Origin of the sequence: Arthrobacter sp. AFG7.2 (assembly GCF_002892835.1) — a bacterium.
Lineage (GTDB): Bacteria > Actinomycetota > Actinomycetes > Actinomycetales > Micrococcaceae > Arthrobacter.
In genome coordinates this window covers 96,992-110,159 of the sequence record NZ_PJMB01000013.1, presented here as the reverse complement: position 1 = coordinate 110,159, position 13,168 = coordinate 96,992, and the positions used below count along the sequence as shown (strand labels likewise).

Sequence of the window (13,168 nt, the reverse complement as noted above, 5' to 3'; positions counted from 1 at the left end):
CGACGCTCTTCGATCTGGCCACATCAATAACATCCTGGCGGAACTCCGCCCCATAAGCCGTGGGCATGGTCAACATCCTTCCACGAGCACAAGCTCGCTAGGTCAAGGAGTCAACAAAACCGGGGGCAGTCCCCCTTGGCTCTTATCTCTTTAGGAGACAACGCCTTGGTCCGGACTCATGGTGAACCAATTGTCGGCCTGTTTGGTCGTGCCCTCGACCGGGCGCGCGTCAGGGAGGCAACCGCGGAAGTTAAGAGACCCAAGCCGGACAGGTAGCGCAGCTATACACGACCACAGTTGTGCCCAGCCGTCAGCGCTTGGCACCGGCTTTAGTAGGCCCCCTACAAAAAACCCGCAGGTGCACAGCAGTAACGTCGGCAGTACATTAGATTCCGCTTGTACAACCCCGACAGGACTGCCATGAGCAACACCGACACCGCCGTCAAGAACACGCACAACACGAGGCGCCGCCGTTGGAACGCCACCGACCTCGGCCTGATCGCCGTTTTCGCCGCCCTGGTGGCCGGCGCAGCCCTGGTGCCCGGCCTGGCGGTCAACGGCTTCGGCGTCCCCATCACCTTCCAGACCCTGGCCGTCATGCTCACCGGCCTGGTGCTCGGCCCGGGACGGGGCTTCGCCGCCGTCGGTCTCTACGTCCTGCTGGGCCTGGCCGGCCTTCCCATCTTCAGCCAGGGCCGCAGCGGCCTGAGCATCCTCGCCGGCCCCTCGGCCGGCTACATCATCGCCTTCCCCATTGCTGCCGGCATCGTCGGATGGCTGGCCACAGTCGTCATCCGGCGGACGGCCAAGACCCGGGCCCTGTGGTTTTTCCTGTCCGCCGCCGTCACCAGCGCGGTGGTGGTGCACTCCCTCGGCATCGCCGGCATCTCCCTCAATACCAAGGCAACCCTGGAGCAGGCTTTCCTGAGCGACCTGGTCTTCTACCCCGGCGATATGGTCAAGAACATCCTCGCCGCCGTCATCGCCGTCGCGCTCCACCGGGCGTTCCCGGACATCCTGGTGCGCCGCGTCCGGCGCAGCACCGCCCAGCCCGCGAAGGCCTGAGGTGCCGCCATGCCCGCCGTCGCGTTTGACCACGTAACAGTCGCCGTCGAAACGGACCACTCCCCGGGGTCCAAGGTCCTGCTTAGCGACGTCAGCCTCCGGCTGGAAGAGCCGCGCGTGGGCGTCATTGGCGCCAACGGCTCCGGCAAGTCCACGCTGCTGCGCCTGGTCAACGGACTCGTCCAGCCCAGCACAGGCAGCGTAACGGTCGACGGCGACCATACAGTCCGTGCCGTCCGAAAAGTACGGCGGAACGTCGGCTTTGTCTTCACCGATCCCCTGTCCCAGCTGGTGATGCCAACGGGCCGGGAGGACGTGGAACTCTCCCTTCGCCGCTCCGTAAAGAACAGCGCCGAGCGGCGCAAGGCAGCCGAGGCCGCCCTGGACCGGCTGGGGCTCCTGCACCTCGCGGACCAGAGCATCTACGAATTGTCCGGCGGGGAGCGGCAACTCATGGCCCTGGCCGCGGTGCTCGCCGTTAATCCAACCGTGCTGGTGCTCGACGAGCCCTCCACCCTGCTGGATCTCCGCAACCGCGAGCTCCTCCGCAGGACCCTGGCCGGGCTGGAGCAGCAGATCATTATGTCCACCCACGACCTTGAGCTGGCACTGGAGATGGACCGGGTGCTGGTCATTGACCAGGGCCAGGTGGTGTTCGACGGGGGTCCTGCTGCCGCCGTCGCCGCCTACCGGGCCCTCTGCATGGACGGCCTCCACGCCAGGGAGCGGCGATGAGGGGACACGGCTTCCTCCTGGCCAACTACGTGCCCGGCAACTCGCTGATCCACCGGACACCGCTGGCCCTGAAGTTCCTCCTGGTGTTCGGCTGCGGCCTGGCCTCCTTCATCATTGTTGACTGGCGCATCTCGCTGGGGATGTTGGGACTACTATCCGGCTTTTTCCTGCTCACCGGCGCCGGTTTGAAGAAGCTTTGGGGCGCAATCCGCCCACTCACCGCAGTGCTGCTGGTGATAGGACTCTTCCAGTGGTGGCAGCTGGGAGCACCCACCGCGGCGCGCATCGTCCTGAATATCCTCGTGTGCGTCGTCGCTGCTTCGCTACTGACCGCCACGACTCCGGTCCAAAAACTCCTGGATGGCGTGGTCAAGGCAGCCACCCCCTTCAGGAGACTTGGCGCCGACCCCGAGCGGTTCGCGCTGACCATCGGCATCATGCTGCGCAGCATCCCCTATATCGCCGGCACCTTCGCCGACGTGCGCGATTCGGCCCGCGCCAGGGGTCTTGAGCGCAATCCGCGGGCCCTGATCCTGCCGGTCTTCATCACCTCCGTGGCCTTCGCGCGCCAAACGGGAGAGGCGCTCGCCGCCCGCGGGCTGGGCGAACCGGAAGACTGAGCCCGGGAAGATCGCGCTAAAACCGCCGGTATTCCAGCAGGGCTGCGGTTCCCATGCCACCGGCGCTGCTGATCATGGCAAGCGCCCGGCTCCCCTGTCCTCCCGCCCGCCGTGCCTGGGCGAAGATCCGGGTTACCAGGACCGCCCCGGAGGCGCCGTACGCGTGGCCCAGTGCCAGCGCACCGCCGTCGAGGTTGGCCCGCTCAGCATCGACGCCCAGCCCGTCAAGGCAGGCAAGCGTCTGTGATGCGAAGGCCTCGTTGAATTCGACAAAATCCAGCTCATCCGCTGCCACCCCCGCGGCTGAGAGCACGTCCCGCGCTGCGGCAGCGGCACCAATACCCAGCAGTTCCGGATCCACGCCGGCCGTCCCGCTGCCCAGCACCAGCAACGCATCGGCGGCCCCCAACTCTTGCGCCCGCTGGAGGGACGTCATGACGACGGCGGATGCCGCGTCCGCGTCGAAGCAGGAGTTCCCGGCGGTGACAGTCCCCCCATTGACGAATGCGGGCGGGAACCGCGCCATGACCGCTGCTGTCAGCCCCGGCCTGGGGCCGTCATCCACAGCAACCGTCCCCGTATCCATAGGCAACGGGACCAGCTCGCCGTCGAACAGCCCGGCCTTAACTGAGGCAAGCGCCAGGCGGTGGCTGCGCAGGGCAAAGGCGTCCTGGCGTTCCCTGCTCACGCCGAACGTCCGCGCCACGTTTTCCGCGGCCACGCCCATGTCCGGGTCTCCAAAGCCGGCCGGCACAAACTGGGCCCGGGCGTAAAACTCCGGCCCGCCGTCGTCATTCCTGTGAGCACGCAGGGGCGCAGTGCTGGTGCTCTCCACTCCCCCGGCCAGGAACAGCGGGCTGCCGCCGGCCGCCACCAGCCGCGATGCCAGGACCACCGCGTCGAGGCCGGAGCCGCACTGGCGGTCCACCGTCACACCGGGAACGCTGATGGGCAGCCCGGCTTCCAGCAGCGCCAGGCGTGCCACGTTTCCGCCGCCACCCACGGCATTGCCGATCACAACATCTGTCACCGCCCCGGCTTCCACCCCCGTCCCGGCCAGCAGTTCCCGGAGCACGGGGGCCAGCAGTTCATGGGCGCGCAGGTTCCGCAACGCTCCGTTGGCGCGGCACACCGGCGTGCGACGGGCGGCAATGATGACAGGCTGCCGGTCCGGAGGGAGCAGTTCAGCTGTCAAGGCGGCGCGCCTTCGGATCGCGGGACATGATCCAGTCCGCGAGCATGCGTCGGCTGACCTTGCCGCGCTCCGTCATGGGCAGCTCGCCCAGCAGGTAGTACTGCAGCGGATGCTTGTCGCGGGCAAGAACGCCTTCGAGTCCGGCGCGGAGCTGGGCGGCCGTGACTGCCCCATGGGAGGGGACAACCCCGGCCACCACCCGCTCGCCCCGCAGGTCATCGGGGATGCCGGCAGCCACGACGGCGGAAACACCGGGCACGGCCGCAAGCGCCAGCTCAACTTCATGGGGATAGATGTTCCTGCCGGATGTGATGATCATGTCCGCACGGCGGCCCAGGATGTGCAGCTCCCCCGCCTCAAGGTAGCCCTGGTCCCCTACCGTGAACCAGCCGCCAAAGGATTTCAGTGCCTGCCCGTCATCGCCCCAGAGATAACCGTTGCTGACCATGCCGCTCCGGACACAGATATTTCCTGCCGCCCCGTCAGGCAAGGGCAGCCCCGAGTCGTCAAGGATCCGCACGTCCACACCCGGAAAGGCCCGCCCGATGCCGGTGCCGCCCAGGACCGCCAACTGGCTTGCAGGCAGCCCTGCGCCCGAGACGAAACTCAGCTCCGAGGCGCCGTAGTACTCGAAAACGGTCGCGTTTGGCGCCCAGCGGCGGGCTGCCTCAAGCGTCCTCGCGTCGAGCTTGGAGCCGGCACAGATGATGGTCCGGACTCCGGAGGCATCCACGCATCCGGTCAGGCCGCGCTCGCTGAGCATCCTCAGCATGGTGGGCACCAGCACCAGCCGGGTGACGCGGTCATGGGCGATGGCGGCATGGACATCACCGACGTCGAAGCTTCCAAGGGTCTGGAATTCCGAGCCCGCGTACAGGCATTCCGCCAGTGCGTAGAGGTTGAGGCTGGCGGCCAGCGGGCCCGGTGCCAGCGTGACATCGTCCTGGCGGAGGCGGAAGAACTCGATGGATGCTTTAAAGGATTCCTGCCATGAGCGCCGCGAACGGCTGAAGGCTTTGGGAACTGAGGTGGTGCCGGAGGTCAGGCCAATGAGGAAGGTGGACTCCGGGGCGCCGTCTTCCAGGCGATCGTCCGGGGACACGGTAGCGGGCATTGCGCATGTTTCCACCCGCCGCCGGATGTCCTCCTGCAGTTGGGCCGGCCAGGCCGGATCGAGGACGGCGCACTGCCGACCGCCAGCCACCGCTGCGGCGAACTTCGCTGCGAACTCCACGGAGTTGGCTTCACAGAGGGAGGTCACGGCCTTGCTGTGCGCTACCAGTGCCGCAGCGAAGTCACGGAGCTGCATCCACGTGAGGCGGCGCCCCGCAATCACGACGGCGGTGTCGTGCGGCCGTTCGTCGGCCCAGCGCTGGATGTGGTTGAGGAAAGGCATCGGATCAACTTTACCGGCCGCCACGGATTGAGCTCCGGGACCGCGGGTATTGTGACTTTATGAGTTTCAATGACAATGTGCAGCTGGACCCCTCGCAGGTCCAGGACCGGCGCGGCATGGGCCGTGGAGCAAAAGTGGGCGGCGGCATCGGCGGCGGCCTCATCCTGCTGATCGCCGCGCTGCTGGGCGTGAACCCGCAGTTGCTGGAGGGCCTGGCCGGCGGCGCCGGACAGGAGCCCCAGACCCAGGGCACCGCCGCGGCTGCCTGCAAGGCGGGCACGGATGCGGACGCCCGGGTGGACTGCCGCATCATTGGCACCGTCAACAGCCTGAACGCATTCTGGCCCGCGTACCTGCAGCAGTACAACGTGCAGTACCCCCAGCCCGAGACGGTAATCTTCGAGCAGGGTGTCAGCACGGGCTGCGGTACGGCCTCCAGCGCCGTTGGACCGTTCTATTGCCCCACCGACACCACCGCCTACTTCGATCCCGGCTTCTTCCAGGAACTCGTGGACCGGTTCGGCTCATCAGGCGGCCCGCTCGCCCAGGAGTATGTGGTGGCCCACGAGTTCGGACACCACATCCAGAACGTCCTGGGAAATCTGGACCAGGCCCAGCAGGATCCGCAGGGCCCTGAGTCCGGGGCCGTGCGCGTTGAACTCCAGGCTGACTGCTACGCCGGACTGTGGGCCAAGCATGCTTCCACCCAGCCTGGCCCTGACGGGCAGCCGTTCCTCGAGGCGCTCACGCAGCAGGACCTGAATGACGCATTGTCCGCCGCCTCCGCGGTGGGTGACGACCGGATCCAGGAAGCAGCCACCGGGCGGGTCTCCCCCGAGGCCTGGACCCACGGCTCCAGCGAACAGCGCCAGCGCTGGTTCTACACGGGCTACGAGACCGGCGACATCAACCGGTGCGACACCTTCTCCGCCCCTAACCTCTAACGCGGGCCCACGCTCCCGAGGGGCCCCAATCGAGCTTGCGAGATTGGGGCCCCTCGGGAGCGGGGAACGACGACGGCCGGTTACCTTCGAAGCGAAGGTAACCGGCCGTCGTCGTACTTTTACGTATGCCGGTGGGGACTTAGATGTTGAAGCCGAGGGCCCGCATCTGGTCCTTGCCGTCGTCGGTGATCCGTTCCGGACCCCAAGGCGGCATCCAGACCCAGTTCAGGCGCCAGTCGTCAACTACGCCGTCCAGGGCCGTGCCCACCTGCTCCTCGAGCACATCCGTGAGCGGGCACGCCGCTGTAGTCAGGGTCATGTCGATCAGCAGCGCGCCGTCGTCATCGGAGTACTTCAGGCCGTACAGCAGCCCGAGGTCCACGATATTGACGCCGAGCTCAGGGTCGATGACGTCCTTGAGCGCCTCTTCGACGTCCTCAAGGCTCGTGCGAGCCGCGTTGATTTCGGTCATGGCAAGTCCTTTACTAGGCCTGTGCTGCGGCGGGTGCCGCGATGGCGGCTGAACCGGCGCCCTTGGCGTAACGGTCGTAGCCTTCTTCTTCGAGGCGGTCGGCCAGCTCCGGGCCGCCTTCCTCAACAACCTGGCCGTCCACAAACACGTGGACGAAGTCCGGCTTGATGTAGCGCAGGATGCGGGTGTAGTGCGTGATGAGCAGCGTGCCCATCTGGCCTTCGGCGTGGGCGCGGTTGACGCCCTCGGAGACAACCTTCAGCGCGTCAACGTCCAGGCCGGAGTCAGTCTCATCCAGGATGGCGAACCGGGGCTTGAAGAGTTCCAGCTGGAGGATTTCCACGCGCTTCTTCTCACCGCCGGAGAAGCCTTCGTTGACGTTGCGCTGGGCGAAGTCGGCGTCGATGCGCAGCTGCTCCATGGCAGCCTTCACGTCCTTGGTCCACGTGCGCAGCTTGGGGGCTTCGCCGTCGATCGCGGTCTTGGCGGTGCGCAGGAAGTTGGTCATGCTGACGCCGGGAACCTCCACCGGGTACTGCATGGCCAGGAAGACGCCGGCGCGGGCGCGCTCGTCAACGCTCATCTCCAGGACGTCCTCGCCGTCCAGGGTGATGGAGCCGCTGGTGACGTTGTAGCGGGGGTGCCCTGCAATCGTGGAGGCCAGGGTGGACTTTCCGGAGCCGTTCGGGCCCATGATGGCGTGGGTTTCACCGGTCCGGATGGTCAGGCTGACGCCCTTCAGGATTTCCTTGGTGCCCTGCTCCGTCTCAATGCTGACGTGCAGGTCCTTGATCTCAAGAGTAGACATGTGTCTTGTTCTCCTCTGCACCGGGCGTGGCGGCCGCGGTGCGCTCTTTGTCTGGAAGTTGGTTCGTAATTCGGTGGTGCTAGCTGAAGTTGGGAGCCTCGGCGCCATTGAGGACGTGGGTGAAGTCCACGTAGACCTCGTCCCCGACGATCTCGACGGCGAACACCGGCACGGGATCGTAGGCGGGCAGCTGAAGCGGCTGGCCGCTGCGCAGGTCGAACTGGGAGCCGTGGCCCCAGCACTCGATGGCGCAGCCCTCCACCTCGCCCTCGGACAGGGAAATGTCCGCATGCGAGCAGGTGTCGCCAATCGCGTGGATCTCCCCCATGGAGTCCTTGACGATCGCCACAGGATAGTCGTCAATCAGGATCCGCAGCGCCTGCTTCACCTGAATTTCGTCCACCTTGCAGACAAGCTCGCCCTTTGGCTGGTCAGTCATCTGAAAACCGTGCTCCGTAGCTTCTAGTTGTCCGTCAGGGCGAGTTCGTGCTCAACAGCCTCGGTCAGCCGCTCCTCGATGGAGGGGACCTTGATCTGCTGGATGATCTCGTTCAGGAAGCCACGGACCACCAGGCGGCGGGCAACATCTTCAGGGATGCCGCGGGCCATGAGGTAGAACAGGTGCTCGTCATCCATCCGGCCGGTGGCGCTGGCGTGGCCGGCACCCTCGATCAGTCCGGTCTCGATTTCGAGGTTGGGCACCGAGTCAGCGCGGGCGCCGTCGGTCAGCAGCAGGTTGCGGTTGGCCTCGTAGGTGTCGGTTCCTTCAGCTTCCTTGCGGATCAGGACGTCACCAACCCAGACAGCGTGGGCGTTGCGGCCCTGCAGTGCGCCCTTGTACAGCACGTTGGACTTGCAGTTGGGAACGGCGTGGTCCACAAAGAGGCGCTGCTCCAGGTGCTGGCCGGCGTCGGCGAAGTACAGGCCGAACATTTCGGCCTCGCCGCCGGGGGCGGTGAAACGGGCCGACGGCGTAACGCGGACCAGGTCGCCGCCGAGGCTCACCATGACGTGCTTGAGCTTGGCGTCGCGGCCGATCTTCGCCTGCTGCGAGGAGGCGTGGACGGCGTCGTCGTTCCATTCCTGGAGCGTGATCACGGTCAGGCTGGCGCCGTCTTCCACAATGATCTCGACGTTCTCCGACACGACGGCGGAACCACGGTGGTTCAGCACCACAACGGCCTTGGAGAACTTCTCCGCAACAATCACGAGGTGCTGGGCTGCGGAGTCCAGGGACGTGCCCTCGATGTCAACCGAAACCTCATTCAAGGCTTCGAACTCTGACGGGATGGTGACAACCGTGGCGCCGGCGAAGTTCTCCCAGGCGTTGGCGGACACGCGGTCCTCCGGGATACCGGCGGTACCGATCCGCTTGTCGTCGCGTCCCACGCTCTCGACGGTGATTTCCTCCGGGCCGGTGACGACGACGGTGGGCGCCGCGCCGGACAGGACCTCGGAGTGCAGGCCGCGGAGGCGCTTCAGCGGGGTGAAGCGCCAGTCCTCCTCCATGCCGGTGAGCGGCTTGAAGTCAGCGAGCTTGTAGGAGGTGAGCCGGCCGGCGCGTGAGCTGTCCGGAACGCCGACACCGCCGCCATGGGAGTGGCTCTTGGCCGAAGCGCCGGCGAGCGGGGCCTTGGAGCCGGCCGCGTTGATGGGCGAAAGGCTCTCGCCTTCCTCGGTGAAGCCGTCGATGAACGGCTGGGCTGAGGGCGCGCCGATGCGTGCCTTTTCAGTAGTGATTTCAGTCATCGTTATCCGACGGACCCTTCCATCTGCAGTTCAATCAGGCGGTTCAGCTCAAGTGCGTACTCCATGGGGAGCTCGCGAGCAATCGGCTCGATGAAGCCGCGGACGATCATCGCCATGGCTTCGTCTTCGCGCATGCCGCGGGACATCAGGTAGAAGAGCTGTTCTTCGCTGACCCGGGAAACAGTTGCCTCGTGGCCCATTACAACGTCGTCCTCGCGGATGTCGATGTACGGGTAGGTGTCCGAGCGGCTGATCGTGTCAACGAGCAGCGCGTCACAGCGGACGGTGTTGGCGGAGTGCTTGGCGCCTTCACGGACCTGGACCAGGCCACGGTAGGCGGCACGGCCGCCGCCGCGGGCCACGGACTTGGAGATGATGGAGCTCTTGGTGTTCGGCGCAATGTGCACCATCTTGGAGCCGGTGTCCTGGTGCTGGCCCTCGCCGGCGAACGCGATGGACAGGGTCTCGCCCTTGGCGTGCTCGCCCACGAGGTAGACGGCCGGGTACTTCATGGTGACCTTGGAGCCGATGTTGCCATCAACCCATTCCATGGTGGCGCCCTCTTCGCAGATGGCACGCTTGGTCACCAGGTTGTATACGTTGTTGGACCAGTTCTGGATGGTGGTGTACCGGACGCGGGCGCCCTTCTTCACGATGATCTCCACCACGGCTGAGTGCAGCGAGTCCGAGGTGTAGATCGGGGCGGTGCAGCCCTCGATGTAGTGGACGTAGGAATCCTCGTCCGCAATGATCAGGGTCCGCTCGAACTGGCCCATGTTTTCCGTGTTGATGCGGAAGTATGCCTGCAGCGGGATGTCCACGTGGACGCCCTTGGGGACGTAGACGAAGGAGCCGCCGGACCAAACGGAAGTGTTCAGGGACGCGAACTTGTTGTCGCCCACCGGAATGACGGTGCCGAAGTACTCCTGGAAAATCTCCGGGTGCTCCTTCAGCGCGGTGTCGGTGTCCAGGAAGATGACACCCTGCCGCTCCAGGTCCTCACGCAGCTGGTGGTAGACAACCTCGGACTCGTACTGGGCGGCGACACCGGACACCAGGCGCTGCTTTTCGGCCTCCGGGATACCCAGCTTGTCGTAGGTGTTCTTGATGTCCTCAGGGAGGTCGTCCCAGGACGTGGCCTGCTTCTCCGTGGAACGGACGAAGTACTTGATGTTGTCGAAGTCGATGCCCGACAGGTCCGCACCCCAGGTGGGCATGGGCTTGCGGTCGAAGTACTTCAGGCCCTTGAGGCGGAGGTCGAGCATCCACTCGGGCTCGCTCTTCTTGGCCGAAATGTCCCGGACCACTTCTTCGTTGAGGCCGCGGCGTGCGTTGGCACCGACGTCGTTCTTGTCAGCCCATCCGTACTCGTAGTTGCCGATGCCGTGGAGCTCGGGATTCTTTTCCAGAATCTCCGAGATCACAGTGTTTTCGGCTACTGCTTTCTCTGATAGTTGGTCCGTCATCACGGCCTTTCTTGCTGATGGTTGTTTACTTCATTCAGGCTGGCGGGGGCTGCTGAAGGCGTTGTGGGCCCTGCGACAGACAGCCGGCCTGTGGGTATATGGGTGGTGCAGACGTGCCCGCCGCGGGCAAGGGTGGAAAGCCGGCGCACGTCCACGCCCACCAGCCGGGCTAAGACTTCGGTTTCCACGTCACAGAACACGGGGAACCGGGCGGCGAGCTGCTGGATGGGGCAGTGGCCCTGGCAGAGCTGCACGCTGGAAAGGGCTGCCGGCAGCGGGGCTTTCGCTTCAATGGAGGCAGCGGATGCCACGAAGTTGTCCCGGCTTAGCGCGTCGGCCAGCGCCTTGGCGCGGTCGGTGATGTCCGGGCCGGCTTGATCGATCTCCGGCGCATAGCGGCGTTCCATATCAGCGAAACGTTCCACGGCGAATGCCCGCACGGCATCCGGTCCGGCAACTTTCTGCAGCTGCTGGAGCGCCAGTGCGGCGATGTCCAGGTAGTCGTTGCCCAGGCTTGACTGGCCCTGCGAACTCAAAACGTACCGTCGGGCAGGGCGTCCTGCGCCGGCTCCGGACTTGGCTACCCGCTTGACTTCGATAACGCCGGCGCGGGACAGGTGATCCAGGTGCCGGCGGACGGCGGCCGGAGTGAATCCCAGCAGGTCGCCCAGTTCGGCGGCGCTGACAGGTCCGTGTTCCAGGACAGCCGACAGGACGCGGTCCCGGGTGCGCTCGTCGGCGTCGGCCACCGGCCCTGCGGGCACAGCACCCCGCTCCGCTGGAACAGCGGAGGCCCCGTGCCTTACGGCAGGCACAGCAGTAGCGTTGGTCATGGAATACACAACACAATAGTGTCGTAATTTAGTCCCGCGTTCCAGTAAGGCGAGGCTGACCTGACCCGCCACGTAGCGGACTGCCGGTAATACTACTTCCCGTAGAATACTGGGGTGCGATCGCCCCATTCCCCCGTTCTGTCCATCCATGGGCTCGTTAAAGATGTAGGCCCGCTTTCCAGCATGGACGGAAAGATGCTCCGGGTGGTGAGCGGCGTCTCACTCGTTGCCGAGCGCGGACAGGTCACCGCACTGCTGGGAGCCAACGGTGCAGGGAAAACCACCACTCTCGAATGTGCGCAGGGCCTGCAGAAGCGCAGCGGCGGGAGCATCTCGCTGCTCGGCCAGGATCCGGCAGCCGCCGGCGCGGAACTGCGTTCCCGGGTAGGTGTGATGCTTCAGGACGGCGGCCTCCCGCCGTCGGCCCGTCCCGTTCCTCTGCTGCGGCACATCGCCGGACTTTACGCACAGCCCTGGCCCGTGGAGGACCTTGTTGATCGGCTGGGCATCGGCTCCTTCAGCCGGACCACTGTCCGCCGTCTTTCTGGCGGACAAAAGCAGCGCCTGGCCCTGGCTGCCGCCCTGGTGGGCAGGCCGGAGGTCCTGTTCCTCGACGAACCCAGCGCAGGCCTGGACCCGCAGTCCCGCCAGCTCGTGTTCGAGCTGATCGGTGAACTCCGCGACGCCGGGATGGGCATCATCCTCACCACGCACCTGATGGACGACGCCCAGCGGCTGGCCGATTACGTCTACATCATCGACGGCGGCCGCAACGTTGCCGAGGGAACCGTCCAGGAACTGCTGCAGCGCGGGCCCGCCGTGGAGGCCGGCGCGGACCACGTGCGGACCCTCGCCTTCGATGCACAGCCGGGGCTGGACCTGTCCGGCGTGCTGCCCGCCGACGTTGCCGTCCTGGAGGAGCGGGCCGGAAGCTACACCGCTACCGGCGCCCTGACTCCCAGCCACCTTGCCGCACTGGCCGAGTGGTGGGCCGCGCACGACATCATGCCCGCCGCCATGACCCTGCAGGCGCGTAGCCTTGAAGACGTCTTTCTGGACATCTCGGGAAAGGACATCCGATGAACCGGTCCTCCGCGGGCGCCGCAGCCGCCGTGCCCGTCAGCCCGGGCGCTCCCGGCGGGCAGCAGCCCGCACCGCTGTTCCGGCGCATCCTGCTGCAGGGCAAGTACGAAGCGCTGGCGATGCTGCGCAACGGCGAGCAGCTGATCCTCGCAGTGGTGCTGCCGCTACTGGCCCTCGTCGGACTGACCGTGACACCATTCCTGGACGGTTTGGGGGCCAGCCGCATCGACGTGGCCGTGCCCGGCATCCTCGCGCTCTGTGCCATGTCCACAGCCTTCACCGGACAGGGCATTGCCACTGGCTTCGACCGGCGCTACGGGGTGCTCCGCTTTCTGTCCACCACTCCCCTGGGCCGGGGCGGCCTGATTGCCGGCAAGGTGCTGTCCGTCCTTGTGGTGCTCTGCCTGCAGGTTGCCGTGGTGGCGGCCGTTGGCTTGGCCCTTGGGTGGCAGCCGACGGCGGCCGGCTGGGTTCCGGGACTGCTCCTCCTCGCGCTGGGGGCGGCGGCCTTCACCGCCCTGGGTTTGCTGGTGGCCGGAACCGTCCGCCCGGAGGCGACCCTGGCCATCACCAACCTGCTCTGGATCCTCCTCGGGGCCCTCGGCGGGATCGTGATTCCTGCGGAGCGGCTGCCGGCCGCGGCCCAGCAGATCGTGGGGTTCCTGCCCTCCGGCGCCCTCGGCGAAGCCCTGCGGGATGCCTTCCTGCACGGTGCGGTGAATGGCGCCGCCACCCTCATACTGGTGCTCTGGACAATCCTTGCCGGGGCTGCAGCAATCCGTTGGTTCAAGTGGAATTGAGA

Annotated in this window: 14 protein-coding genes; 6 read left to right on the top strand and 8 right to left on the bottom strand. The window is 66.1% G+C overall.

The features are described 5' to 3' along the window. Positions 1-420: 420 nt before the first annotated feature. From CXX84_RS17905 to CXX84_RS17895, 3 genes are read left to right on the top strand one after another with little or no spacing between them, the layout of a single operon-like run. Entirely contained in the window at positions 421-1,065 is a 645-nt protein-coding gene (locus CXX84_RS17905; protein WP_102978074.1) for a biotin transporter BioY, read from the top strand. 9 nt (positions 1,066-1,074) lie between these two features. Beyond that, positions 1,075-1,800, top strand: coding sequence for an energy-coupling factor ABC transporter ATP-binding protein (locus CXX84_RS17900; RefSeq protein ID WP_102978073.1), 726 nt, complete (start codon positions 1,075-1,077; stop codon positions 1,798-1,800). Beyond that, positions 1,797-2,420, top strand: a complete 624-nt coding sequence (locus CXX84_RS17895) for an energy-coupling factor transporter transmembrane component T family protein (protein ID WP_102978072.1) — start codon at positions 1,797-1,799, stop codon at positions 2,418-2,420. Before CXX84_RS17900 ends, CXX84_RS17895 begins: the two co-directional genes overlap by 4 nt. A gap of 16 nt (positions 2,421-2,436) precedes the next feature. On the opposite strand, the gene CXX84_RS17890 is transcribed toward CXX84_RS17895, so the two are convergent. Both CXX84_RS17890 and CXX84_RS17885 read right to left on the bottom strand, forming a co-directional pair. Next, on the bottom strand, positions 2,437-3,615 hold the full coding sequence (locus CXX84_RS17890) for a thiolase family protein (RefSeq protein ID WP_102978071.1): 1,179 nt from the start codon (positions 3,613-3,615) through the stop codon (positions 2,437-2,439). Beyond that, the gene (locus tag CXX84_RS17885; RefSeq protein WP_102978070.1) at positions 3,605-5,011 is read right to left on the bottom strand and encodes a class I adenylate-forming enzyme family protein; all 1,407 of its coding nucleotides are present in this window, start codon (positions 5,009-5,011) and stop codon (positions 3,605-3,607) included. Before CXX84_RS17885 ends, CXX84_RS17890 begins: the two co-directional genes overlap by 11 nt. 59 nt (positions 5,012-5,070) lie before the next feature. Here CXX84_RS17885 and CXX84_RS17880 point away from each other — a divergent pair, with 59 nt between their 5' ends. Then, entirely contained in the window at positions 5,071-5,955 is an 885-nt protein-coding gene (locus tag CXX84_RS17880) for a neutral zinc metallopeptidase (RefSeq protein ID WP_102978069.1), read from the top strand. 139 nt (positions 5,956-6,094) lie between these two features. Here CXX84_RS17880 and CXX84_RS17875 read toward each other — a convergent pair whose 3' ends face one another. The 6 genes from CXX84_RS17875 to CXX84_RS17850 all read right to left on the bottom strand — a co-directional run bounded on the left by CXX84_RS17875 (position 6,095) and on the right by CXX84_RS17850 (position 11,292). Beyond that, a complete protein-coding gene (locus CXX84_RS17875; RefSeq protein WP_102978068.1) occupies positions 6,095-6,427 on the bottom strand; it encodes a metal-sulfur cluster assembly factor in 333 nt (110 codons plus the stop codon). Between the two features lie 13 nt (positions 6,428-6,440). Further along, on the bottom strand, positions 6,441-7,235 hold the full coding sequence (sufC, locus tag CXX84_RS17870; RefSeq protein ID WP_102978067.1) for a Fe-S cluster assembly ATPase SufC: 795 nt from the start codon (positions 7,233-7,235) through the stop codon (positions 6,441-6,443). Positions 7,236-7,314: 79 nt separating this feature from the next. Beyond that, complete coding sequence (locus tag CXX84_RS17865; RefSeq protein ID WP_102978066.1) at positions 7,315-7,674, bottom strand: non-heme iron oxygenase ferredoxin subunit; 360 nt, start codon at positions 7,672-7,674, stop codon at positions 7,315-7,317. A gap of 23 nt (positions 7,675-7,697) precedes the next feature. Beyond that, positions 7,698-8,984, bottom strand: coding sequence for a Fe-S cluster assembly protein SufD (gene sufD / locus CXX84_RS17860; protein ID WP_102978065.1), 1,287 nt, complete (start codon positions 8,982-8,984; stop codon positions 7,698-7,700). 2 nt (positions 8,985-8,986) lie between these two features. Beyond that, positions 8,987-10,450, bottom strand: a complete 1,464-nt coding sequence (gene sufB, locus CXX84_RS17855; protein ID WP_013600910.1) for a Fe-S cluster assembly protein SufB — start codon at positions 10,448-10,450, stop codon at positions 8,987-8,989. Beyond that, on the bottom strand, positions 10,450-11,292 hold the full coding sequence (locus tag CXX84_RS17850) for a helix-turn-helix transcriptional regulator (RefSeq protein ID WP_411266227.1): 843 nt from the start codon (positions 11,290-11,292) through the stop codon (positions 10,450-10,452). The genes sufB and CXX84_RS17850 overlap by 1 nt, the downstream gene beginning before the upstream one ends. A gap of 105 nt (positions 11,293-11,397) precedes the next feature. Between CXX84_RS17850 and CXX84_RS17845 the strand changes: the two genes are divergently transcribed. Then, positions 11,398-12,366, top strand: a complete 969-nt coding sequence (locus tag CXX84_RS17845) for an ABC transporter ATP-binding protein (RefSeq protein WP_102978064.1) — start codon at positions 11,398-11,400, stop codon at positions 12,364-12,366. Then, on the top strand, positions 12,363-13,166 hold the full coding sequence (locus CXX84_RS17840; protein ID WP_223253152.1) for an ABC transporter permease: 804 nt from the start codon (positions 12,363-12,365) through the stop codon (positions 13,164-13,166). The genes CXX84_RS17845 and CXX84_RS17840 overlap by 4 nt, the downstream gene beginning before the upstream one ends. Positions 13,167-13,168: the final 2 nt, after the last annotated feature.

Coding starts and splice junctions, on each gene's coding strand:
- CXX84_RS17885 (WP_102978070.1), bottom strand. CDS start 5,011: ATGCCTTTCCTCAACCACATCCAGCGCTGGGCCGACGAACGGCCGCAC.
- CXX84_RS17905 (WP_102978074.1), top strand. CDS start 421: ATGAGCAACACCGACACCGCCGTCAAGAACACGCACAACACGAGGCGC.
- sufC (WP_102978067.1), bottom strand. CDS start 7,235: ATGTCTACTCTTGAGATCAAGGACCTGCACGTCAGCATTGAGACGGAG.
- sufB (WP_013600910.1), bottom strand. CDS start 10,450: ATGACGGACCAACTATCAGAGAAAGCAGTAGCCGAAAACACTGTGATC.
- CXX84_RS17840 (WP_223253152.1), top strand. CDS start 12,363: ATGAACCGGTCCTCCGCGGGCGCCGCAGCCGCCGTGCCCGTCAGCCCG.
- CXX84_RS17895 (WP_102978072.1), top strand. CDS start 1,797: ATGAGGGGACACGGCTTCCTCCTGGCCAACTACGTGCCCGGCAACTCG.
- CXX84_RS17875 (WP_102978068.1), bottom strand. CDS start 6,427: ATGACCGAAATCAACGCGGCTCGCACGAGCCTTGAGGACGTCGAAGAG.
- sufD (WP_102978065.1), bottom strand. CDS start 8,984: ATGACTGAAATCACTACTGAAAAGGCACGCATCGGCGCGCCCTCAGCC.
- CXX84_RS17880 (WP_102978069.1), top strand. CDS start 5,071: ATGAGTTTCAATGACAATGTGCAGCTGGACCCCTCGCAGGTCCAGGAC.
- CXX84_RS17865 (WP_102978066.1), bottom strand. CDS start 7,674: ATGACTGACCAGCCAAAGGGCGAGCTTGTCTGCAAGGTGGACGAAATT.
- CXX84_RS17900 (WP_102978073.1), top strand. CDS start 1,075: ATGCCCGCCGTCGCGTTTGACCACGTAACAGTCGCCGTCGAAACGGAC.